Source organism: Acinetobacter halobius (genome assembly GCF_044130335.1).
Taxonomy (GTDB): Bacteria; Pseudomonadota; Gammaproteobacteria; order Pseudomonadales; family Moraxellaceae; genus Acinetobacter.
The window spans coordinates 73,206-97,613 of record NZ_JBIQOD010000009.1; the positions used below are offsets into that span (position 1 = coordinate 73,206).

Genomic DNA, 24,408 nt, shown 5'->3' on the forward strand with positions numbered 1-24,408 from the left:
AGGAAAAAGAATATGCACAAAAAAAGGATTTCGAGTTCAATCGCTGTACTGGGTGGAGCACTACTTTCAACGAGTCTAATGGCAAAGCCACCGAATATTTTGGTGATTATGTCTGATGACGTAGGTTTCACAAATGTTAGTGCATATAGTCATGGCGTTATGGGCTATAACACGCCCAATATTGATCGAATTGCCAAAGAAGGCATCATGTTCACCGATCATTATGCGCAACCCAGTTCAACAGCGGGACGTGCAGCATTTATTACGGGGCAATATCCAATTCGTTCAGGCATGACCACAGTAGGACGTCCAGGTTCTCCACTAGGTATTCAAGCTGCGACCCCAACCTTGGCAGAAGTGCTTAAACCTTTGGGTTATATGAGTGGTCAGTTTGGGAAAAACCACTTGGGCGATCGTAATGAACACTTACCGACTGTGCATGGTTTTGATGAGTTCTTTGGTAATTTATATCACTTAAATACCGAAGAAGAACCAGAACAATTTGATTATCCCAAAGATCCAGAATTTCATAAAAAATATGGCACACGTGGTGTTTTACACTGCTATGCCTCTTCAACAGATGATGAAACTACAGATTCTCGTTTTGGAAAAATGGGGAAGCAAAAATGTGAAGATACAGGGGCATTGACGCGCAAACGCATGGAAACGGTAGACGATGAGTTTATTACAGCCAGTGTTGACTTCATGAAACGTAGTAAAAAATCGGATAAGCCATTTTTTGTTTGGCTAAATCCAAGTCGCATGCACATGTATACGCATTTACGTGCGTCTCATCGCTATTTGGCTGCAAAAGCAACCTCAGAAGATGATTTGTATGGCAGCGGGATGATTGAGCACGATATGCAAGTCGGTCAATTGTTGGATGATATGAAGAAAATGGGTGTGTTGGACAATACCATTATTGTGTATACCACCGATAATGGTCCTGAACACAGCGCAAAAAATCATGGTGGTACGACACCATTTCGTGGTGAAAAAATGACGACCTATGAAGGTGGGGTACGTGTTCCGACAATGGTACGCTGGCCAGGACATATTCCTGCAGGGCAGGTGAGAACGGGTATTCAAGCCAACATGGATCTTTTCACGACATTGGCAACGATTGCAGGTAATCCAAATGTTGTCGAAGATATGAAAAATAATCGTAAGCAATATATTGATGGGGTGAATAATTTAGATTACTGGACAGGGAAATCAGAGGAAAGCAAGCGCAATAATTTTCTTTATTATCATGAATCAACACTGCGAGCTGTTCGAATTAAGCAGTGGAAAGTTCACTTTGAAACCAGTGAAAATTATTATGATAGTTATCAAAAGCAAAAATTCCCCATCATGTACAATCTCCGTCAAGACCCATTTGAGTCCTTTGATAGTGTAAGAGACCGTTCTGAAATTATCCAAAGTAAACAATGGATTTCTGAACCTTTGCAGGCTTTGATTGGATCACATATTAAATCCTTGATGGATTATCCTCCTGTACAAAAAGCAGCAACACTAGATTTTAGTGAGCTGATTAAAAATATGCAGGCAACGAAAAAATAAAAGCATTCTGGATGAATAAGGCAGCTCAGTTTTCTGAGTTGCCTTTTTTATTAATATGGCATCATTTTTTTCAACCTATTTTTATTGAACGCATCAATCTTTGTTTTTGATTGAGCCTCGACTTCAAATTGATTATGGTAAATAGAAGATAACAATAAAAAAATGGAGGAAATATGTTTGTACTTGAGCAAGTCTTTAAGGATAAAAAAGCAGTGCATTCTGATGCCTTTAATTTAAGAATTCATCGTGGCCTAAGCTGGTTTAAAAAAGCCACACAATTGGATGATGATCTTGATTTGAAGTTCATCACGCTATGGATTTCTTTTCATGCTTTGTATGCCCAAGAATTAGAACACCTTCAAAACCAACAGCATCTGAGCCAGTTCTTACAGACAATGCTTCAGCATGATGTTGAGCACAAATTTGAGATAATTTTATTGGAGAGGTCGAGTCAGCCTATTTATCGCCTATTGAACAGTTCGTATAGTATGCAAAGTTATTGGGACTATCAAAATCAGGCAATTAGCCTAGAGGCGTATAAAGCTCAACGAGGACACGAGAAGAAGAAAGTCACAGAAGCCATAGAGAATAAACATACAGAAGATATTTTGTTGATCTTATTTAGCCGTTTATGCACGTTGAACGATCAGTTCATGCAGGGTGGTTGCTCCTATAAAAGCGCGTTAAACCGAGAGCAACTCCAAGACGCATGTCTTGTTTTATCCGCGTTATTGCCTGCTTTGATTTATATTTTACTGGAAAATGCAGATGCTCTAGATAACGGGAAACCCTATTATCCAGTGGCACAGGTCAGCTAATTTACGAATAAAAAATCAGACAGTTTTAAAGCAAGCTGTCTGATTATCGGTATTAGGCAATACCATATTTTCTACTATATAGTGTGTCAATCAGTGCAAAGACACTGGCCAAGATGACCAATGAAATTCCGACCAGACAGGTGCTGCTCCAGCCACCATGATGCCATGCATACACGCCCAGCGCAGAACCACACGCCCCACCAATAAAATATAAAGTCATATAGATTGAGTTCACCCGAGACTTTGCATCGGGACGTAAACGGAAAATCACATTTTGATTACAACTATGTGTGGTGGCTAAACCAAGGTTAATTAGTGCATAGCCTAGGACATAGCTGAGCAATGAACTGGCACCCAAATATAAAAACACCCAACTCAAGGCTAAAATGGCGCAGCCTGCCCAAGTCAGGACTAGGGTATAACCACGATCTGCCCATTTCCCAATGAACTGGGTCGAGAGTGCCCCAAAAACGCCAACAAGGGTCACTATACCCACCCATACATCGGAGAGTTCGAATGGCTTAGAGGTTAGCAGCAGGGCAATGGTTGAAAACAGCATACTCATGGCAGCAAAAGCAAATCCACCAGTCATTGAACGAAACACCAAGCGTGGCTCTTGTTTCAGTAGGCTTCCCATGGACTTAAAAATTGTGAAATAAGTGATTTTAAATTTTGGTAGTTGCGGCAACTTTCCTTTCATAATGAAAGCTAGAACAAACATGGCAATGCCACTGAGGATGTAAATCATCTTCCAGTGCCATAGATCAGAAAGTAAGCCTGCCACACTGGTAGACAGTAAGATGCCGACCAGTAATCCACTCATGAGAAAACCAACCACTTCGCCAGTACGTTCAGGTTTGACTGCCATCGCAGCTAAAGGAATCAGCACTTGAGCTGCGACAGAGAATAACCCTGTAATAATTGTCCCGATCCAGAGCATCGCTAAGTTGGTCGATATTGCACAAATAAAAAGCCCTACAGATGCACCAAACATCAGGAGTGGAATAAGCTTGGCTTTATTGAGCATATCGCCTAAAGGCACAATAAATAGCAAACCTAGTGCATAAGACACTTGTGCAAACGTTACTGTTAAAGCGACTTGTTCTTCTGGAACTTGAAGGCTTTGTTGTATTGATGAAATCAAAGGCTGGCAATAATAGTTTGCCCCTGCACATAAACCACACACAATTGCCATGAGCCAAAGCAGTGATTTATCTCGACTGATGTCGAAGGAAGTATTCATAGTAAGCCTTTGATTGGGGGAGATAGGAGCAAACAACGACAACATCACTGTTGAATGATCATGATGTAGCGTTTGGGAAATTGTATACGAAGCGAGGTTAAAAGCATAAAAATGGTGCAGAAAATAAAGTACGAGTGGATCGCTATAGGGCTGAGTAATAACCTCGCATTCTTATGTTCTTTTGATATGCTTTACTGAGATATAATCAAAAAAAAGTGATATTTCTAATTTTCTGTCAAAAAACACCGAGAAAAATGAAAAAAATTCTGAATTGATGGGGAAAAATTGTGAGTAATTGTTGCATTCCATCATTCTTCATCAGAATCATCAGCAAACAGCCAAATCAAATTGTTGAAATATTGACCTTGTAGATGCTTTTGTGGTCGATTATGGTGCATTTAGGTTTAAGTACAGACTCACAATTGGCTTTACTATCACTCCATAAAATATTGAAAAAAGTTTTTTGTTAGCCAACTCTAGCTTGAAATCAGATTGAACAGGACAAATTTTGTTTAGGGTTTTTACAGAATCATTTTCAAATACACTTTTTCATCTGACTGAAATTGGAGTGCGGGTATTTTTGATCTATTCAACATAGATGTTATTCAATTTGAAGCCAGAGTCATTGCCGTGAAACTGTCACTTGGGTCAATGTCTGCAAAGTTTGCATGACAAGATGTGGAAAAGGTCTATGAATGATAGGTTTGGTTTTATGTGGATGTGATGCTTTAAATTTGTGAATTGGTCAAAAAGATCAATAGGGAAGAATTAAAGCACTCAGTCTTGTACAAAAAAAGTGCGATTTTTATGCTAAATGGCGATGAGGGGAAAGTGCTGAATAGAAATAAATCAATTTTGAATGTCATTTTCAGCAAATAAACGATATATCACACAATATTTTTTATGAATCACGAGTTCAGTATGTGGGTATTTATTAAATAAATAGTGGGTGGTATTTTAAAAAAGTTTCATTAGAATCCAAAAATTCATAAGAACATCCTGGGGGAAACATCGCCTAACTCGTGATGTTTACTTTAAGAAAAATTAGCTTGAGGGACGCTCATGCAGATCGGAATTCCAGCCGAAACGGTTGTTGGTGAAAATCGTGTAGCCGCAACGCCAGAAACGGTAAAAAAATTGATCAATGCTGGTCACAGTGTAGTCATTGAACGTAGAGCAGGTGTAAAAGCTGCTTATATTGACAGTGCCTATGAACAAGTTGGTGCCACGCTTACAGATGATGCCTATACCGGTAGCCAAATCGTTTTGAAAGTACGTGCCCCTCAGGGTGCTGAGATTCAAAAGCTTGCGCCAAATACATCGGTTATTGCCATGTTTGATCCGCACCGCAACACTGAACTTGATCAATTTGCATCGCAAAACGTGTCTGCATTTGCTTTAGAGCTATTGCCACGTACTTTGTCTCGTGCTCAGAACATGGACGTGTTGTCCTCACAAGCGAACTTGGCGGGTTATAAGTCAGTGCTTTTGGCTGCTGCTGAATACCAACGTATGTTCCCTATGTTGATGACGGCTGCAGGTACAGTAAAACCTGCACGTGTGGTGATCATGGGAGTCGGCGTTGCAGGATTACAAGCGATTGCAACTGCAAAACGTTTGGGTGCTGTGGTTGAAGCAACGGACTTACGTCCAACAGCGAAGGACCAAGTTGAGTCTTTAGGTGGCAAATGGTTAGACGTACCGATGTCAGCAGAAGAACAACAAAAAGCAGCCGATGCTGCGAAAAATGGTTATGGTTGGATGCCGGGTGAAGACTATATCCGTGATCAAGCCATCATTGTAGATAAAGCTGTGTCGAATGCCGACATCGTGATTACTACTGCACTATTACCAGGTCGTGACGCACCACGCTTAATCAAAGCAGAAACTGTTGCCAAAATGAAACCAGGTTCAATCATCCTTGATATGGCGGTTGAAACGGGTGGTAACGTTGAAGGTTCGAAGAATGGTGAAAATGTTGTCACTGATAATGGTGTGACCATTTTAGGTATTCCAAATATTCCATCTACAGTTGCAACAGAAGCGTCTGCTTTGTATGCACGTAATGTATTGAATTTCCTTGACACCTTGTTTGATGCTGAGAAAAACTTTGCACTCAACCCTGAAGAAGAAATTCAAAAAGCCCTTCTAGTAACTCATGGCGGTCAAGTACTGCTCAAGCGTGGTTAAGGAGATAGATCATGGTTGAAACAATTACAATTTTCGTCCTTGCCATCTTTGTAGGGTACTACGTGGTGTGGGGCGTAACGCCAGCATTACATACACCACTTATGGCAGTAACCAATGCTTTGTCATCCATCATTATTGTGGGGGCGATGATCCAAACTGTAGGTTTACCTGCGATTGGAGTTGATGCCAATGTCGCATTCCAAAGCGTTAACGTGGTGAGCATCTTAGGTGCGATTGCGGTGTTCTTAGCAAGTATCAACATTTTTGGTGGCTTTGCAGTAACAGCGCGTATGCTTGAAATGTTCAAGCCAAAGCAAAAGAAAAAAGAGGGCTAATATATGGAATTCATTCGAGACTATGCGGATTGGTTCTACCTGATTGGTGCTGTCCTCTTTATCCTAACTTTACGTGGTTTGTCAGGTCCTAAAACTGCCATTCAAGGTAACCGTTACGGCATGATCGCAATGGCGATTGCGGTGATCACTACTTTCTTTGTGGCAGATCATCCAGTGATTTGGATGATTGGCGGGGCAATGGTACTGGGTGCACTTGTGGGTATTGCCCGTGCACGTACTGTACCTATGACACAAATGCCTGAAACGGTTGCATTGATGCACTCTTTGGTGGGCTTGGCTGCGGTATTGATTGCGATTGCTGCAATTCTACACAATAACCAACTCACTGCTTTATTTGCACAAAATGAAGCTGCATTAACTGCTGCGGGTGTACAACATGCCCACATGAGCAAGGTTCATTTGTTTGAATTGTTCGTGGGTTGTTTCGTTGGTGCGATTACCTTTACAGCGTCTGTATTTGCTTATGGTAAATTGGCTGCGAAAAAATGGGCAAAAACCATTTCTGGTGCATGGGTTAAACCTGTACAAGCGCTGATTTTCCTTGCAATGTTGGCATGTGGTGTGTATTTCTTCACCACGGGTAACATGACTGCATTTTGGGCAATGACTGCACTTGCACTTGCATTCGGTTGGGTGTGGATTGCGCCTGTTGGTGGTGGTGATATGCCAGTGGTGGTATCACTGTTGAACTCATTCTCTGGTTGGGCAGCAGCAGGTATTGGTTTCACGCTTGAAAACAATATGTTGATCGTTGCAGGTTCACTGGTGGGTTCTTCTGGTGCGATTCTGTCTTACATCATGTGTAAAGCGATGAACCGTTCGATCATCAACGTTTTGTTTGGTGGTGCGATGGGCGGTGCAGCAGTGGCTTCTGCGAACAAAGGTGAACAAGCACAGCGTAATCACCGTTCTGGTTCAGCAGATGACGCAGGCTTCTTGATGTCAAATGCAGACAGCGTTGTGATCGTGCCGGGTTATGGTATGGCGCAAGGTCGTGCACAAAATGCAGTTAAAGAATTGTGTGAAATCTTAAAAGAGCAGGGCGTAAAAGTTCGCTTCGCGATTCACCCAGTGGCTGGTCGTATGCCGGGTCACATGAACGTATTGTTAGCAGAAGCAGATGTTGCGTATGAAGACATCTTAGAAATGGATGAGATCAACTCAGATTTCCCTGCAACAGATGTAGTACTGGTAATTGGTGCAAACGACGTGGTTAACCCTGCGGCGAAAGATGATCCGACATCTCCAATCTACGGCATGCCAATTCTTGAAGCACATAAAGCACGTACCATCATGGTGATCAAACGTTCTATGGCAACAGGTTATGCGGGCTTAGACAATGACTTGTTCTACAATGAAAAAACCATGATGATCTTTGGTGATGCGAAAAAAGTGGTTGAAGATATGACCAAAGCAATTAATGGTGGTGGACACTAATCCTCCTCCTGGATTGTATAAAGACCACCTTCGGGTGGTTTTTTTGTTTTAGGGCCAAAGCTCTTTAGTTACAAAAAAACCTCACAAAGACACATTTTGTATAAGAAATCAGCATGCTGATTTGTATTTAGGTGTTTAAATTGAGAATTGTTATTCTCAATTTGGCTAAACCCTATTATGGACTTGCACCCGTTATCTCGCACGGAAAAACAGAACAAAAGAAAACAACTTATTATTGATAAAGCTATAGAGTTAACTGTAGCACATGGTTTAGATCAACTTTCAATTGCAGACATTGCAAAGGCCAGTGGATTAGGTCCCGGACAAATTTATCGCTGTTTTCAAGATAAAGATGAAATCATAGAAAATATGATTTTGAGTATTACGGACAAGCGCATTTGCACTCCTGGCTTTCACCGACACGATGTACATATAAAGGCTCAGGAGCTTGCCAGTGGGCATCCTAATAATATGAGTTCTGAAGAATTATCTTTGTTATATGAAGTTCTCAATATTAGTGGCAATAATAAAATAATCGAAACTATTGAAAAATCAGAAAAAAAAATGCAGGAGCAAGGTTTGTATATTTTAAAAGAATATTACAAAACCGCGTCTCCACAAGAAATAAGAGCAATTGCTGAGGTGGTTGCCACGTTAACGGAGGGCGTCATTTTGAGAACGGCGAAAGGGTATTCGCAAGATGTTGATCAGGCTATTTTACAGCGTATTTATGAAACGATGTTAACAGCAATGGATTCCTTATTTGGTGAAGTGAAAGAGAAAGAAAATAATATTCAATAAATACAATATTTTATTTCTTAAATTTAATGTGGTGGGTTCAGTCTTTTTTCAAATCTAGGTGTGCGTGTGCAATGAAAAAATCGGTAGTATTCAAAAAGGCTTTTCTGACAGGAATGATTTTATGCTGTCTTGGTCTTACCTTATCTGCTTGTGATCAAGAGCAGGTCGCTCCACAAAAGTCTGTAACTGAAGTAGAGGTGATGACGATCCAACCTCAGTCTATGGACATGAAACAAACCTTGGCTGGTCGGACAACGGCTTATTTGACCTCAGATGTCAGGCCTCAAGTGAGTGGTATTATTGAAAAGCGGCTTTTTAAGGAAGGAGATTATGTACAAGCTGGTCAGGTGTTGTATCAGCTCGATTCTAAACTGTATCAAGCAGCACATGAAAGTGCGCGTGGTGATTTAGTTGAAGCTGAGGCGAGTTTGCTTGCCGCAAAGCCCAAAGCGCAACGTTATAAAAACCTTCTCGCAATTGAGGCGGTTAGTCAGCAAGATGCCCTTGATGCTCAAGCAACTTTAAAAGAACAAGAAGCAGCCGTTATTTCTGCAAAAGCGGCGTTAAATACAGCCAAAATTAATTTGGGCTATACCTCAATACGTGCCCCGATCTCAGGACGGATTGCCACGTCTACATATACTCCTGGTGCACTGGTGACGGCTGAGCAAACGACCGCATTGACAACGATCCAACAATTAAACCCAATTTATGTTGATATCACGCTATCGAGCACTGAGTTACTTAATCTGAGAAAGCAAATTGATAAGGGAACATTGAATGCCCCTAATGGTAAGGTGCCTGTCAGTATTATTATGGAAGATGGTTCGACTTATGAACATACGGGAACGCTCGAATTTATTGGAACGTCCGTTGATACTGGAACGGGTACGGTAAATTTAAGAGCTATTGTTCCAAATCCTAAATATCTATTGCTTCCAGGTGCTTATGTCAAGGCAGAGCTACCATTAGCAGTTAATCATCAGGCTATTCTGATTCCACAAAAGGCAGTGACCCGAAATCATAAGGGAGATCCTGTTGTGAAGTTGGTCGGTGCAGACAATAAGGTGGTTGAACGTACCGTCGAAACCTCGGATGCACAAGGCAACCAGTGGGTGGTGACCTCTGGTCTAAAAGCTGGGGAGAAGTTGATTGTTGAAGGTGTGAGTACTGTTTCTTCGGGGAATACCGTGAAAGTGGTACAGCAAGCAACTGCAAGTAATTCAGTGACCTCAGATCAAAAATAGGATGAACAATGGCTCGTTTCTTTATTAACAGACCTATTTTTGCATGGGTCATTGCAATTGTGATCACCTTGGCGGGTGCACTTTCTATATATACTTTACCTATTGAGCAATATCCTGACATTGCTCCTCCAACAGTCAGTATCAGCGCAACTTATACAGGTGCTTCAGCTGAAACGACAGAAAACTCAGTGACGCAAGTGATTGAGCAAAGTATGACGGGGTTGGATAATTTACTGTATATGTCATCAAGTAGTTCATCCTCGGGGAGCTCTTCGGTAACCTTAACGTTTGCTTCAGGGACAGACCCAGATACGGCACAAGTTCAAGTCCAGAATAAGTTGAAGCAAGCGGAATCCTCTTTGCCAGAATCCGTGCAGGACAATGGTCTGACGGTGACCAAGTCTTCAGGTAGTATCTTTATGGTGCTGAGTTTTATCTCAGAAGATGGCAGTATGAATGGTACGGACTTGGCAGATTACATGGTGTCTAGTGTAAAAGACCAAGTGAGTCGAGTCAGTGGTGTTGGTAATGTTCAAGTGATGGGTTCGCAGTATTCCATGCGAATCTGGCTAAATCCAGAAAAACTCAAAACCTATTCTTTAGTACCCAGTGATATTGTAACGGCTATTCAAGCACAAAACAGCGATGTTGCGGCAGGTTCTCTTGGCGCTTTACCTGCTGTAAATGGGCAGGAACTGAGTGCCACGGTAACGGCACGTAGTCGCTTAAAAACAGTGGATCAGTTTAAAAATATTATTTTAAAGTCAGATGAAAGTGGAGCGGAGGTTCGGCTGTCTGATGTGGCAAATGTTGAACTCGGCAGTGAGGACTACGCGGCCTTGAGTAAGTTCAATGGTAAGAATGCAGCAGGCATGGGGATTGAGCTTGCAGCTGGTGCAAATGCTTTAGATGTTTCAAATGCGGTAGAAGCAAAATTACAAGAGCTCAAAGCGTTCTTTCCTACGGGTGTGAACTATAAGGTTGCCTATAGCACAGCACCCTTTGTCAAAATTTCGATAGAAGAAGTAGTGAAGACCTTATTTGAAGCAATTGCGCTGGTCATCATTATTATGTATCTGTTTTTGCAAAACTGGCGTATTACTTTAATTCCTGCAGTTGCCGTTCCTGTTGTGCTCATGGGGACCTTTGGCGTGTTGTCTATTTTGGGTTATTCCATTAATACCTTATCAATGTTTGCCATGGTGTTGGCGATTGGTCTTTTGGTGGACGACGCGATTGTTGTGGTGGAAAACGTTGAACGGATCATGCAAGAGGAGGGACTATCACCTAAGGCTGCTGCTGAAAAATCAATGGGGCAAATTACAGGTGCGCTTATTGGTATTGCTTTAGTACTGACGGCGGTATTTATTCCGATGGCATTCTTTAGTGGTTCTACAGGAGCCATTTATCGCCAGTTCTCTATTACGATTGCCTCTGCGATGATTCTCTCGGTGATTGTTGCAATGACGATTACCCCCGCATTATGTGCAACCTTGTTGAAGCCAATTCATCAAAATGGAACTGAGAAAAAAACAGGCGTGCTTTCTCGATTTTTTCAGTGGTTTAACCAGACATTTAATACCAATACCGAGCGCTATAACCGTGGTGTGAAATGGATACTTGCTCATAAACGTCTAGGTCTGGTGGCTTATTTACTCATTGTTGTTTCTATTGCGGGGCTGTTTTGGAAACTTCCAACAGCATTTTTACCTGAAGAAGATCAGGGCATGTTGATGGTGTCAATCAAACTACCATCAGGTGCGACGCAACAACAAACTGTGCGTGTTATGGATCAAGTTGCTGACTATGTAGAAAAGCAACCTGAAGTGGAATCGGTGATGAGTGTTGCTGGTTTTAGTACTGGAGGTAGTGGGCAGAACTCAGGAATGGGATTCATTAAGTTAAAAGATTGGTCTGAACGTTCTACCGATGCTACAAGTGTTGGGAACCGTATTACCAAAGATATGGCTTCTAAGTTTAAAGATGCGCAGATTTTTGCCATGGCACCCTCTGGGATTCCGGGTTTGGGACAAGGCTCAGGTTTCACCATGGAGCTGACAGATTTGGGTGGAGCTGGGCATGATGCATTGGTTTCGGCCCGTGATCAGCTTCTAAAACTCGCTCAGCAAAATGAAAAGCTTACGGCTGTTCGCTATGGCAGCTTAGAAGATGCACCTACATTTGCCTTGAAAATTAATGACTCCAAAGCAGGTGCTTTAAAAGTCAGTCAAAGTGATATTGATGATGTTTTATCAACTGCTTTGGGCAGTAGCTATGTCAATGACTTTGTAAATAATGGGCGTGTTAAAAAGGTTTATGTGCAAGGTGAAGCGTCTGCGCGTATGTTACCTAGCGATATTAATCGCTGGTACGTTCGAAATGATGATAATGATATGGTGCCATTTTCTGCTTTCACTGAAAGTAAATGGAACTTTGCGCCGTCTTCTTTAGCTCGTTTTAATGGTTCTTCCGCAATGGAAATTTCAGGGCAAGCCGCAGAAGGAGTGAGTTCTGGAACGGCGATGGCAGAAATGCAAAACTTAGTCAAACAATTGCCAAATGGTTTTGGTTATGCATGGTCTGGCTTGTCTTATCAAGAACAGCAGTCGGGCAATATGGCACCCCTGCTATATGCTATTTCAATCCTGTTTGTATTCTTGTGTTTAGCGGCTTTATACGAAAGTTGGTCGATTCCTTTTTCTGTTTTACTTGTCGTGCCGATTGGTGTGTTGGGCGCTTTATTATTTACAACGTTACGAGGCTTATCTAATGACATTTATTTTCAAGTTGGCTTGCTGACAACCATCGGTCTGGCTTCGAAAAATGCGATTTTGATCGTGGAATTTGCTAAAGAGTTAGAAGAAAAAGGTGAAACCTTAATAGCTGCAACCTTACATGCAACCAAAATGCGTCTGCGTCCAATTCTAATGACATCATTTGCGTTCTTACTCGGGGTATTGCCTTTGGTGATTAGTACGGGAGCAGGTTCAGGCGGACGCCACTCTCTAGGAACAGGTGTTTTTGGTGGAACACTATTGTCTACGGCACTTGGTATTTTCTTTGTCCCTTTATTCTATGTTCTTATCCGTAGCATTTTTTCCAAAAAGAAAACAGCTGAATTACCACAGGAGCATTCATAATGTTGTTGAACTATAAATATGGCGCAGTGGGGCTGTGTTTTCTGGGAATGACGGGGTGCATGAATCTCAATCCAGAATATAGTCAACCAACATCGCCTGTCGCAACGTCATTTAATAATCAGGCTGTGGGGGGGAGCTCTTCTCAACCAGTTGCAGATATACAGTGGCGCACTATTTTTCTTGATACTCGCTTACAAAAAGTCATTGCGATGTCTTTAGATAATAATCGTGACTTGCGTATGGCGATGTTGAATATTGATAAAGCTAGAGCACAATATCGCATTCAGAAAGCAGACTTATATCCAAGTGTAAGTGCATCTGTATCTCAATCTGCATCTAAAGCACAATCCTCATCGGGGCAAAGCCAAATCAGTCGCTCTAGTGAGTTTTCTGTAGGATTTACCAGTTGGGAGCTTGATTTGTTTGGTCGTATTCGAAGTCTGAATACTGAGTCTTTAGAAAGCTATTTTGCAACCGCTGAAACACAACGCAGTTCGCGTATGAGCTTGGTTGCAGAGGTTGCCAGTGATTGGTTGACGATCGCAGCTTATCAGCAACAATTGCGCATTGCAGAAAGCACGCTGGCCAGTCAGGAAAAAACACTCAAACTCACTTATGCCAAATATAAAGAAGGTATATCTTCTGCCCTAGACTATGAGGAAATTAAAACCAGTGTCGATAGTGCCAAGGCTGATATTGCCAGTTACAAAAAGGCTTTGGCTCAAGCGCAGAATGCATTGAACTTAATCGTAGGCACTGCTGTACCAGCTGAGTTTCTTCCCTCAAATGATATAGATTTGCAATCCATACGTCTGGCTCCAATTGCTGCAAACTTATCTTCGAGCATGCTGCAAAACCACCCCGATGTTTTATATGTAGAGCATCTCTTAAAGGGAGCAAATGCTGACATCGGAGCCGCAAGAGCAGCTTTCTTCCCAACCATTTCATTAACCACCACGGCTGGGCGAAGCAGTAGCGATTTAGAAAAGTTGTTTAGTGCTGGAACTGGTACATGGTCATTTATACCAACGATCTCTGTGCCTATTTTCCAAGGAGGGGAGCTTAAAGCTTCTTTAGATTCAGCCAAAATTCAGAAAAATATCTATATTGCACAATATGAGAAAGCCATTCAAACTGCTTTTTCTGATGTAGCAGATGCTTTGGCTGTGCGTCAGAATATTGAAGCGCAACTTGATGCACAAAAAGACCTAGTCCGTTCCTCGGAACGTAGTTATCGTTTATCTACTGCCCGGTACAAAGAAGGTTTGGATAGCTATTTGACGGCCCTGACTGCGCAGCGAACATATTATAGTGCACAGCAAGAACTTGTTACGTTGGTTCTAGAGGAAGCCACCAATCGTGTCACCTTATATAAGGTCTTAGGCGGGGGGGCTGACGCGCAATAAAAAATTGAATGGGTTCGTTGTTTTATAAAAGTGACTCTTTCGGGTCACTTTTTTTATGTGAGAGGTTTGGCGTCTTTCTGAAAAGGGTCTCAAAGCAACATCGTTTTAATATTTGAATGACATTAGCTCGAGTACGCGTGATGTAAGGCAGAATGTATGTGTTTTCTATGCAAGAAGAGAAATGGGTTTTAAATTTTAGAAAGATTGTTTATGTGAAAATAAGGTTGAAAAAGGTTGAGTTACTGGAACTTTTGATCAAATAAATGTTTTGAAATATATATAGAAAATTAAGTATATCCCTAGAAATTGGCATATTTGTTGCAATTTTTATTTCGATTCTTTGGGGGATAATGATGAAAAAACTTCAAATTTTAGCAGGGCTATATTTACTGTGTTCTAGCTCAACCTGGGCAGTTGAACCTGTGGTGAGTGCAGCCAATATACAAGAAATTCGCCTATCTTTAGACAGTGTTTGGGTGGTGCTAGGTGGTATCTTGGTGTTTTTTATGCAAGCGGGTTTTGCACTGATTGAAAGTGGTTCAGTTCGTTCTAAAAACACGATTAATGTACTCATGAAAAACTATATGGATGCATGTTTGGGGGGCTTGGTGTTTTGGTTGATTGGCTTTGGCTTAATGTTTGGGGTAAACCAAACTGGCTGGATCGGAACTTCTTATTTTGCACCCAATGAAATGGATGGATGGCATTGGAATTTATTGTTCTTCCAAATGATGTTTGCTGCAACGGCCACCACTATTGCCAGTGGCGCAATGGCAGAGCGTATTCACTTTGTAGCCTATATTGTCAGTGCGGCCGTAGTGAGCGGTTTGATTTATCCGATCTTTGGGGCATGGGCTTGGGGAAGTTTGTTTGACGGCGAGGGCTGGTTGAAGGCTCTAGGGTTTATCGACTTTGCAGGTTCAACTGTTGTGCACTCGATTGGTGGATGGGTGGCTCTGGCGGGTATTATTGTGCTTGGGCCACGACTCGGACGTTTTGGTCGCAATGGGCAAGTTCACTATTTGGCTGGACATAATTTACCGCTGGTGGCACTAGGTGGTTTTATTTTATGGTTAGCATGGTTTGGTTTTAATGCTGCTTCTACCGTTAAAGCTGAAGTGAGTATTGGACGTATAGCCCTAAACACGCATTTAGCGGCGTGTGCTTCGGCCGTTGTCTACATGGTCTATACCCTGATTCGAGGTAAAGCGATTTTAATGCGAGGCACGATTAATGCGTCTTTAGGTGGGTTGGTTGCAATCACCGCAGGCTGTGCAACCATGAGCCCACTTTTTGCAGTGATGAGTGGAGCCTTTGCTGGAATTCTGGTCAGTATTTTACCTGTATTGATGGAAAAACTTCGTTTGGATGATGTGGTTGATGCCGTGACTGTGCATGGCTTTTGTGGTGCGTGGGGGACGTTGGCAGCAGGGCTATTTTTTGAAGGGCGAATGTTTAATTCAGAAATAATTGCAGTACAAATTTTAGGTATTATGGCTGCATTTATTTGGGGATTTGGTGTGGCTTTTATTGTGTTCAAAGTCTTGGATAAAGTATTGGGTGGTCTACGTGTAAGTAAACAACATGAACAACGTGGTTTAGACTATACCGAACATGCCGAACTGTCCTATCCAGAGTTTCAGCATGATGTGACTTTTGAAACAGATGATATGACTAAACGTCATTAAATGAAGAGGATAGCTCATGTCGACTGAAACATTAAGTATTTTGCAAAAACGTCAAGCGATTGAACGAGGCCTCAGTCAATACTTACCGGGGACACTTTTGGAGCAAGTGTTGAATCACTGGGAAGCCAAATATGGTGACCAACCATCCTTTGTTTTAAATCGTTTTTTGAGTGAAATTTGCACTACTGAAGAATTGCGTTATCACCGCAAAGATATGCTTAGAAATGTCTTAGCAGAGATGGCACAAGTTGAAAAACAAGTATTACTCAAGCCTACAGCCCAAGAGCTCCGAGCAGAACAGACGCAAGAGCAATTATTGGATGCTTTCATCTTTTTTATGCAAGGTATTTGTCAGTCGGTAAAAGATGTTGATATGCAGGATTTTGAAAGTGAAGTAAAGGTGGAGTTGGAAGCATTATCTATTTTGATGTCTGCAAGCCAAAGGTTGGATGATCGGATGCTTCTAAATACTTTACTGATGGCTCAGTATGCTCAGATGTTGACAGCCTGCTATGAAAAGTACTGTGAATTTTACGGCCCTGCAAAAGCTGATCAGGTTTATGCCAGTATCAAGAGACAGGTTAAAACACAGTATCCGTCAGTGGATTTGCATTGGCTCATTTAGAAAATATAGCGTATAAAAAAGCGACCTTTAGGTCGCTTTTTTTGATTAGGCTACAGTTTCTTCTGGGGCTGCACGCCATAGGCTTTCGAGGTCGTAGAAACGACGTGCTGTTGGCAACATCACATGCACAACAACAAAGCCAAGATCAATCAAGATCCATTCAGCATCACGTTCGCCTTCGACACCGAGAGGGCGGAAGCCTGCTTTACGTGCTTCTTCAGCAACGTTATCTGCAAGTGCTTTAATGTGACGCGTAGATGTACCACTTGCAATTACAATTGCATCAGCAACATTACTGATTGAGCTGACATCAAGCGCTAAAATATCTTTTGCTTTTACATCTTCAAGGGCTTCGTGTACAACTTTTAAGCAAGCTTGTACGTCGGCAGCTTGTGTATTCATTGCGAGATCGTGAGAATTAGAAGCGCTGGGCGATGGTTCTAAATTCATAAAGGGAATTTTTCCGGACAATAACTCACCTTATAGTATAGAGTTTTTGGCCGAAAAATTCAAATCTGACAAGGCTTAGCTTTGAGGATGCGTGGCAAAGTATTTTGCCTTCCATGCAAAGGACTGAGTTGAAACAGTTTTTGGTCGATATTCAGCCGCAAGAAAACCATCATAGTTGCTGTGTTGTAACCATTCAAAAATATTTGCATACATTATTTGTGCAGTGTCTGGCTCGTGCCGGCCCGGACAGTCGGCAAACTGGATATGTCCAATATCTTGAATATTTTCTTGTAAGCCTTGAAGGACATCCTCACCCATCATTGCCATGTGATAGCAGTCGTATTGCATTTTAAGTGCAGGGTGTTTTACGGCTTCTAACATTTCTTGTGCTTGGGCAATATTTTGTACTAAAAAGCGTGGCATATCGGTGCCGTTGATCATTTCAAAGACAGGTTGAATTTGATGTTCGGTGAACATGTGGCAGGCTAACTTTAAGTTTTTAGCCAAGGTGTTTAAACAAGGCAGGAGGTCAGCGTCCAATGGCTGTTTGCCTGCAAGGATATTCACGCTTGGTACTTTGAGTGCGCTGGCATATTGCACAGCCAACTGTAGGGCCCGATGAAACTCCAGTTCTTTGCCAGGGACACCTGCTAGACCATTACCACCTGTCATGAGGTCGCCTGCAGGAACATTAATCAAGCAGAGGCTTAAGTCATGTAGTGTTAGCTGAGTTTGAACTTGTTCAATGCTCAGTTCATAGGGAAATTGGATCTCAACATGTTTAAAGCCTGCGGCTTGAGCTAAAGCAAAACGCTCAAGCAGCGGTACTTCGGTAAAAATCATGGATAAATTTACAGCAAGTTTGGTCATGATTTTCTCCTTTTGTTATTTGGCTTTCTGTTCTACTTGTAATATGACCGAGGCAAGGTCAGCTTCAGCATAGCCTTGTTGTTGATGTGCTTGCAATTGCTGAAGTGCTCGTGCTGCAACGGGGATATCGAGTTGATGGTGGGTTGCGAGTTGCACAGCATTGTTTAAATCTTTAGAGAGGGTTTGTACTTTCCATTGTACGGGTTCAAATTGGTGTGTGGCCATACGTGGGCTTAAAATTTGAAAGGGTTTAGAATCTGCAAAACCACCTGCGAGTGCTGGTGCAAGTAGACGAGTATCTACGCCAGCTTTAGCAGCTAAAGCCACCGCTTCAGCAATCAAGGTGCTATTGGCAGCCACAATCAGTTGATTGCAAATTTTAGTGGCTTGTCCTGTGCCTGTAGCGCCCATGCAAGTAACGCGCTGCGACAGAATATTATAAATTAAAGACAAGTCCTGAATGGTTTGAACATCACCGCCAGCAAAAATCACCAACGTTCCTTGCTCTGCACCTACAGTTCCTCCAGACACAGGCGAATCAATCCATTGCACCTGTTTGTGCTCAGCACGTGCAGCAAGTTTAATCGTTTGCTCAACCGAAAGACTGGAAAAGTCGACAAGTACTTGATTGGCTGTTAAAAACGGCTCTATTTGTTCATAAACATTTTCAACCGCTTTGTCGTCAGCTAAACAGGTGAGGATAACGGGATAGAGGGCTATGTCTTGCAGGGCTAAGTCTGTTGCTCCCAAATCAATGAGTGCATCCTTGGCATTTGGAGTGCGGTTCCAGACCGCGACTTCGAAACCTGCTTGAATTAATCGGGTCGCCATTCGGCTTCCCATGAGCCCCATACCAAGAAATGCAATTTTAGTGTGTCGATCGAAACTCATGGGACTCTCTTCTAAACTGAATGCGGTTAAATGCTGTTATTTGTACTGGCGTGGTACAAATTGGACATCGGGTTGTTTGTCTTTTTTGCGCGCGATTTGGCTGTTTTTACCTAACAGTAATTTGAGTTGCCAAATTTTTTCCATGCGCAAAGATTTTTTTGGTTCATGTTGCATGGCATCAAGTACGTATTTAGAGGCCATGAGCGCATCAGGTGAACGCTGTAGCATTTCTTCTGCAATAGACTGTGCTTTTGCAAGAGGGGATTCATCTAAGTGTGTGACTAAACCGACTTCTTTGGCATATTGAGCATCAAAAATACGGGCTGTAAGCGTGAGTTCTTTCGCAAGATCAAGTCCCACTAAGCCTTTTAAAGAGCGAGTAAGCCCCATATCTGGCACAAGTCCCCAACGACTTTCCATAATCGACATTTTAGTTGCAGGGTGAGCGACACGAATGTCAGCAGCCAAAGCCAATTGCATGCCTGCACCAAAACAAAATCCTTCAATTGCTGCGATCACAGGAACAGGCAGTTCTTGCCAAATAAGAAACGCTTTTTGAAATAGACTTTGCCCAGGTTTAATCAGTTCCCATGCGGCATAGGCGCGATTTTTGGGATTGTTTAAATCAGCAAGGTCAATACCAGCACTAAATACTTGGGCTTCACCAGTCAGAATCACACAGCGAATGCTCCGATCTTTTTTGATTTTTTCAGCGGTTTGCACCAGTTCGCGCAATAAAGCGAAGCTCATGGCATTACGCTTGTCTGGTCGGTTGAGTGAAACAGTCGCGATGCCATTATTTTTTTCAATGCGAAGTAAAGCCATGATGAAAACTCTTATTTTTTGCTTGCATGGAGCATAACATGCACCTTGTTAGGATACATGACAGTGCAGTCATATCAAAAGATAGACAGTACTGACTTTAGTCGTGTTTCGACCGTTTTTAAGAATTATGTTTGATTAAAATTTGTTGTGCAGCATGTTGCACTTGCTCAATGACAACTTTGAGTTCATTAAAACGTTTTATGGTTTCTTGAATGAACTGTTCATCGGCTTTACGTCGCTCTTTACGCAAGGTCGAAACAAACTGCTCAAATGTGCCGGTTGCTTCTTGCAAGTTCGGTACACCGACATAGCGCGTTGCCCCGTATAAGCGGTGTAGAACGTGTTCAAGTTGCGGAAAGTCTTCCATTTCTATCAACTGTTTCATTTCATTTAGTTCCGTGTCGAAACTATCCATCAACATGCGTAGCAGATCAACAGCAAGATCTTCTTTGTTTGCTGCCAATTGTAAGCTTTGTTGCCAGTCCAGTACTTTCGGATCCAGCGCCTCGATCATGATGGCTTTTTCAACCGCGGAGGTTTTGTTGAAACGTTCTGTAGTCCAGTGAGTCAAAATTTGGATAATTTGATCAATTTGAATTGGTTTAGTGACATAGTCATCCATACCGACTTGCAGGAGTTTTTGCTTTTCATCAGCTAAAGCATGTGCAGTTAGTGCGATAATCGGTAAGCGTTTATTATTTTCTAGAGTTGACTCTAAGGCACGAATAGCGCGTGTAGTATCTACACCTGACATGACAGGCATTTGAATATCCATAAAGATCAAATCAAAAGGCTTGCTGTCCTGTTCAAAGTGTTCTTGTAAAATTTCTAAAGCCTGTTGCCCACTCAAGGCCTTGGTGGTAGTGACATTCAATTCACCCAATAATGCTTCAAGTACAATGAGGTTAGGTAAGTGATCATCGACTGCCAAAATATGTAAACCTTGACCATTGAAAGACTCCATTTCGTTATCTTCAAACAAGGGGTGATTGCTGAGTAGTTGAATCAAGGCACTGCGGCTGAGTGGTTGGTATAAAGGCCGTGCGCGGTAGTCATTCAACATGTTTAGATCAAGTGACATTTGATAGCCGTAAACTGCAAGATTACCATTATAGCGTTGACGGATTTCTTTCAATAAGGCCTCAGTATCTCCGCTATGATCTACAATCAGCCAGGTGTTTTCGACATCTAGAGGCAGTTTATTCAGATGGCTAAACAAATCCAAAATTGAGCTGGATTCAGTGTGTTTGACATCATAGTCTTCTAGATAGTGGCGTAAAATATTGGCAGTTGCAGGATGCGCTAAATAAGATACGACTTGAATATTGCTAAATTGAGGATGTTCGATGAATTCATCTTCCTCATTGACCATAAACATGGCTGTAAACCAGAAAGTGGAGCCTTTTTCTGTTGGAGCACGTTCTTGGTTGTCTTCAAAGCCAATTTGGCCTTGCATCAGGTGCACGAGTTGTTTAGAAATCGCTAAGCCCAATCCTGTCCCTCCAAACTGGCGAGTGACAGATGCATCGCCTTGGGAGAAGGATTCAAATAATTTCTTACGGTCGGTACCACTCAAACCAATACCACTGTCTTGTACACTAAAATGTAATAAACACTGTCCAATATCATCTTGTTCAAGTCTTGCGCGCACAATAATTTCACCATCAGGGGTGAACTTAATCGCATTGGAAATTAGGTTGGTCAAAATTTGTTTAAAACGTAAGGTATCGCCAACCACATGCTTCGGCACATTGTCTGCATAATAAAAAGCCATGTCGATATGCTTTTGTGCTGCGAGTGGGGACAGCATATCCATTACATCAAAAATGGCTTCTTCAAGGTCAAAAGTGGCCGTATCGAGTTCTAGCTTACCTGCATCAATTTTTGAAAAATCTAATACATCATTAATCAGTGCCAATAAGTGTGCAGAAGACTTGCGAATGGTTTGTAAATATAGGTTTTGGTCGTTGCTCAAGTTGTCTTGACGCAACAGCAAATGGATAAAACCGTCAATACTATTTAGTGGGGTGCGCAGTTCGTGGCTAATGTTGGCTAGGAAAACAGATTTAGACTGACTTGCTGAAATGGCTTGGTCACGTGCTTGGCGATAGGTAATGTTTTGCACTTCTAATGTGTCAAGAGTTCGGCGCAAATCGTCTTCTGTCTGCTCAGTGTGTTCCTTTAGTTCTAAAAAACTAAAGTGTAAGCGTTTCACCACATTGGCAATGTCGCGCTGCAATAAACGTAATTCACCCGTACTGTTGATGATCATGTGTTGATCAAGGGTGTCGGCATTTAAACGTTGTAACTGCATGCGAATTTCATACATGGGCGCGATCCAACGACGCGAGTAAAAATTCAAACACAATAAAAGCAATAAGAGTGTTAACAAGCCTGTCGCAATCAACACAATCAACACACGATAACGTGCAATTTGTAAGGGTTGATTGTCAACTTCAATCACTAACTGAGCAGGTGAGCCAGCAAATTGGTTGATGGGAAGACCATAGACCGTATTGCCGTTAAAAGACAAGGGGCCAAAAAAATCGGTACCTTTTTTCAGCGCAGGCCATGGCGCCTGATCTTGATAACCAATGCTGAGTTTATTATTGCCTTTGTCATCAATAATTGCGGCACGGATCAGATGCTTTTCATCCAGCATTTTTTGCATGAGATAACGTGCATTTTCATATTGCCAAGGCGAAGCATTCAATAAATTAATGGCTGCTTCGGCATCGAGTTGATAGCGCGTTAAAATTGCAATCGCCATTTGGCGTTGCTGAGCTTTGGCTGCATTTGAAGTTTCGGTAATCACCAACAATGCACCGACACATGCCAAAATCATAATCGGCACGAAAATAAGGGCAATGAGCTGTCCATAAGCATGATTTAAGTGCAGACGATTAAATAACTTTTTATTGATATTTGACATGATGCAAGCGATTTATTCCCTATGCTTTGAAGTGTAGCATGCTTTATAAAAAATCGACGGTGCTTTAATCACTTTCACGAAAAAGCACGCTAAATGGGTGCAGGGGCAGGCATTTTTCCATACAATAGGCGCACCTCGATCAAGGTGCAAACAATGAGTACTACATCCACTGATTTTCAAGCAGACGAATTTTTGTTAGATCACTATGTTGGAAAAACTCCACTAGTGCGTTTACAGCGTTTGGCTCGTCATACTCAAGCAACAGTATTGGCAAAGTTAGAAGGCAACAACCCTGCAGGTTCTGTTAAAGACCGTCCCGCATATAACATGATTATGCAAGCGGAAAAGCGTGGGCAAATTCAGCCAGGCGATACCTTGATTGAAGCGACCAGTGGAAATACAGGCATTGCACTGGCGATGGTTGCCGCGATGCGTGGCTATCAAATGAAACTGATCATGCCAAATAACATGAGCCAAGAGCGTAAAGATGCAATGCGTGCTTATGGCGCTGAGCTGATTGAAGTGACGAAAGAGCAGGGCATGGAAGGTGCACGTGATTTAGCGTTGCAAATGCAAGAGGAAGGCAAAGGGCTTGTACTCAACCAGTTTGGTAATCCTGACAATGTTGAAGCGCATTATTTAACGACAGGGCCTGAAATCTGGCAGCAAACAGGTGGGAAAATTACTCACTTTGTCAGTTCAATGGGCACGACAGGTACCATTATGGGCGTATCGAAATACCTCAAAGAGATGAACCCTGAGATTCAAATTATTGGCTTACAGCCATCGGATGGTTCAAGTATTGCGGGGATTCGCCGTTGGCCTGAAGAATATTTGCCGACGATTTTTGACCGCAGTCGGATTGATCAGATTATTGATATTCCGCAAATTGAAGCAGAAAAAACCATGCGTAAATTGGCACAAAAAGAAGGCATTAGCGCAGGAACTTCTTCAGGTGGTGCGGTGTGGGCATCAATTAAAATTGCTGAAGAAAACCCTGGTGCTATCATTGCATGCATTATTTGTGACCGTGGTGACCGTTACTTATCGACGGGACTTTTCTCTGTGGTTGATCCTGAATAAAACGAAAATAGAGTCTGATATATGCGCCTACCTGTGCTCACCTTTGATATTGAAACCATGACTGATTTGAGATCTGGGGCGCATTTATATGGTTTGGATTTGCCTGAGGCTGATTTGGAGGCTGCACTGACCAAATTGCGTCGCCAAGAGTCAGGCATGGATTTTCAACGTTTGGCTTTGCATGAAATTGTGTGTATTTCAGGCTTGTGGTTGGATGATCAAGGCCAGATGAAACTCTTTTCTTTTAGTCGCGAACAATACTCTGAAGCAGAAATTCTGAGTAAGTTTTTATCTATATTTGATAAGCGCTTACCAACTTTAGTGAGCTGGAATGGTGCGCAGTTCGACTTACCAGTGATCATGCTTCGTGCCATGTATCATGGTTTAACTGCACCTGCTTTGTTCGATCAAGGCGAAATTGACACACAAAAGCGCTATAATAACTATCAGAACCGTTATCATCAGCGCCACATCGACCTTATGGATGTGATGGCAATGTTTAATGGACGTCATTTCCAAAAACTGGATGATGTTGCACATTTGTTGGGTTATCCCGGCAAACGAGGCGATGGGGCTTATCATGTGCCTGAATATGTTCGGGCGCAGGAATGGCTTAAACTCACTAGTTATTGTGAAGGTGATGTGCTGAATACATGGCTGGTGTATTTGCGTTGGCTCTTGCTCAAAGGGCAGTTGTTGACGCAAGACCATCGTCATTTGGTTCACCAAACCATTCAGTTTTTACAAACCCAGCCACAGCATCAAGATTTCTTAACGGTGTGGCGTGAGACCTCGCAACATACAGCTTTTACCGCTGCTGATTTTTCTTCTTCCCATATTTAG

General features: G+C 42.2%; 19 protein-coding genes. 13 read left to right on the forward strand and 6 right to left on the reverse strand.

What is annotated here, in order from left to right:
• The first annotated feature begins 12 nt into the window (after positions 1–12).
• Positions 13–1,563, forward strand: a complete 1,551-nt coding sequence (locus tag ACE01U_RS09740; protein WP_171264472.1) for an arylsulfatase — start codon at positions 13–15, stop codon at positions 1,561–1,563.
• Between the two features lie 173 nt (positions 1,564–1,736).
• The gene (locus ACE01U_RS09745; protein ID WP_086209875.1) at positions 1,737–2,381 is read left to right on the forward strand and encodes a HEPN domain-containing protein; all 645 of its coding nucleotides are present in this window, start codon (positions 1,737–1,739) and stop codon (positions 2,379–2,381) included.
• 52 nt (positions 2,382–2,433) lie between these two features.
• Here the strand turns inward: ACE01U_RS09745 and ACE01U_RS09750 are convergent, their stop codons facing one another.
• A complete protein-coding gene (locus ACE01U_RS09750; RefSeq protein ID WP_086209874.1) occupies positions 2,434–3,624 on the reverse strand; it encodes an MFS transporter in 1,191 nt (396 codons plus the stop codon).
• A gap of 1,062 nt (positions 3,625–4,686) precedes the next feature.
• On the opposite strand from ACE01U_RS09750, the gene ACE01U_RS09755 reads away from it, so the two are divergent.
• The 9 genes from ACE01U_RS09755 to ACE01U_RS09795 all read left to right on the forward strand — a co-directional run bounded on the left by ACE01U_RS09755 (position 4,687) and on the right by ACE01U_RS09795 (position 16,514).
• On the forward strand, positions 4,687–5,814 hold the full coding sequence (locus ACE01U_RS09755; protein WP_086209873.1) for a Re/Si-specific NAD(P)(+) transhydrogenase subunit alpha: 1,128 nt from the start codon (positions 4,687–4,689) through the stop codon (positions 5,812–5,814).
• An 11-nt stretch (positions 5,815–5,825) separates the two neighbouring features.
• Positions 5,826–6,149, forward strand: a complete 324-nt coding sequence (locus ACE01U_RS09760) for a proton-translocating transhydrogenase family protein (protein ID WP_086209872.1) — start codon at positions 5,826–5,828, stop codon at positions 6,147–6,149.
• A gap of 3 nt (positions 6,150–6,152) precedes the next feature.
• Complete coding sequence (locus tag ACE01U_RS09765; RefSeq protein ID WP_086209871.1) at positions 6,153–7,607, forward strand: NAD(P)(+) transhydrogenase (Re/Si-specific) subunit beta; 1,455 nt, start codon at positions 6,153–6,155, stop codon at positions 7,605–7,607.
• A 177-nt stretch (positions 7,608–7,784) separates the two neighbouring features.
• Positions 7,785–8,408 carry a TetR/AcrR family transcriptional regulator gene (locus ACE01U_RS09770; protein ID WP_086209870.1) on the forward strand — a complete coding sequence of 208 codons (624 nt, stop codon included), beginning with the start codon at positions 7,785–7,787 and terminating at the stop codon, positions 8,406–8,408.
• Positions 8,409–8,479: 71 nt separating this feature from the next.
• Entirely contained in the window at positions 8,480–9,655 is a 1,176-nt protein-coding gene (locus tag ACE01U_RS09775) for an efflux RND transporter periplasmic adaptor subunit (RefSeq protein ID WP_162622342.1), read from the forward strand.
• Between the two features lie 8 nt (positions 9,656–9,663).
• Positions 9,664–12,795, forward strand: coding sequence for an efflux RND transporter permease subunit (locus ACE01U_RS09780; protein WP_395579344.1), 3,132 nt, complete (start codon positions 9,664–9,666; stop codon positions 12,793–12,795).
• Positions 12,795–14,201 (forward strand): efflux transporter outer membrane subunit, encoded by a 1,407-nt coding sequence (locus ACE01U_RS09785; protein WP_171327399.1) that lies wholly within the window; start codon positions 12,795–12,797, stop codon positions 14,199–14,201. Before ACE01U_RS09780 ends, ACE01U_RS09785 begins: the two co-directional genes overlap by 1 nt.
• A gap of 353 nt (positions 14,202–14,554) precedes the next feature.
• Positions 14,555–15,889 carry an ammonium transporter gene (locus ACE01U_RS09790; RefSeq protein WP_395579345.1) on the forward strand — a complete coding sequence of 445 codons (1,335 nt, stop codon included), beginning with the start codon at positions 14,555–14,557 and terminating at the stop codon, positions 15,887–15,889.
• Between the two features lie 16 nt (positions 15,890–15,905).
• Positions 15,906–16,514 (forward strand): hypothetical protein, encoded by a 609-nt coding sequence (locus ACE01U_RS09795; RefSeq protein WP_395579346.1) that lies wholly within the window; start codon positions 15,906–15,908, stop codon positions 16,512–16,514.
• Positions 16,515–16,559: 45 nt separating this feature from the next.
• Here the strand turns inward: ACE01U_RS09795 and rsfS are convergent, their stop codons facing one another.
• From rsfS to ACE01U_RS09820, 5 genes are all read right to left on the reverse strand, one after another.
• Positions 16,560–16,964: a ribosome silencing factor gene (rsfS, locus tag ACE01U_RS09800; protein ID WP_086209865.1), complete on the reverse strand. Its 405-nt coding sequence runs from the start codon at positions 16,962–16,964 to the stop codon at positions 16,560–16,562.
• A gap of 75 nt (positions 16,965–17,039) precedes the next feature.
• The gene (locus ACE01U_RS09805) at positions 17,040–17,834 is read right to left on the reverse strand and encodes a hydroxypyruvate isomerase family protein (RefSeq protein WP_086209864.1); all 795 of its coding nucleotides are present in this window, start codon (positions 17,832–17,834) and stop codon (positions 17,040–17,042) included.
• A 15-nt stretch (positions 17,835–17,849) separates the two neighbouring features.
• Positions 17,850–18,725 carry an NAD(P)-dependent oxidoreductase gene (locus ACE01U_RS09810; protein WP_395579347.1) on the reverse strand — a complete coding sequence of 292 codons (876 nt, stop codon included), beginning with the start codon at positions 18,723–18,725 and terminating at the stop codon, positions 17,850–17,852.
• 36 nt (positions 18,726–18,761) lie between these two features.
• Positions 18,762–19,550, reverse strand: coding sequence for a crotonase/enoyl-CoA hydratase family protein (locus tag ACE01U_RS09815; RefSeq protein WP_086209862.1), 789 nt, complete (start codon positions 19,548–19,550; stop codon positions 18,762–18,764).
• Positions 19,551–19,668: 118 nt separating this feature from the next.
• Positions 19,669–22,482, reverse strand: coding sequence for a GacS-like sensor histidine kinase (locus tag ACE01U_RS09820; protein ID WP_395579349.1), 2,814 nt, complete (start codon positions 22,480–22,482; stop codon positions 19,669–19,671).
• A 153-nt stretch (positions 22,483–22,635) separates the two neighbouring features.
• On the opposite strand from ACE01U_RS09820, the gene cysM reads away from it, so the two are divergent.
• Positions 22,636–23,565: a cysteine synthase CysM gene (cysM, locus tag ACE01U_RS09825; RefSeq protein WP_086209860.1), complete on the forward strand. Its 930-nt coding sequence runs from the start codon at positions 22,636–22,638 to the stop codon at positions 23,563–23,565.
• Between the two features lie 21 nt (positions 23,566–23,586).
• On the forward strand, positions 23,587–24,408 hold the full coding sequence (locus ACE01U_RS09830; protein WP_086209859.1) for a 3'-5' exonuclease: 822 nt from the start codon (positions 23,587–23,589) through the stop codon (positions 24,406–24,408).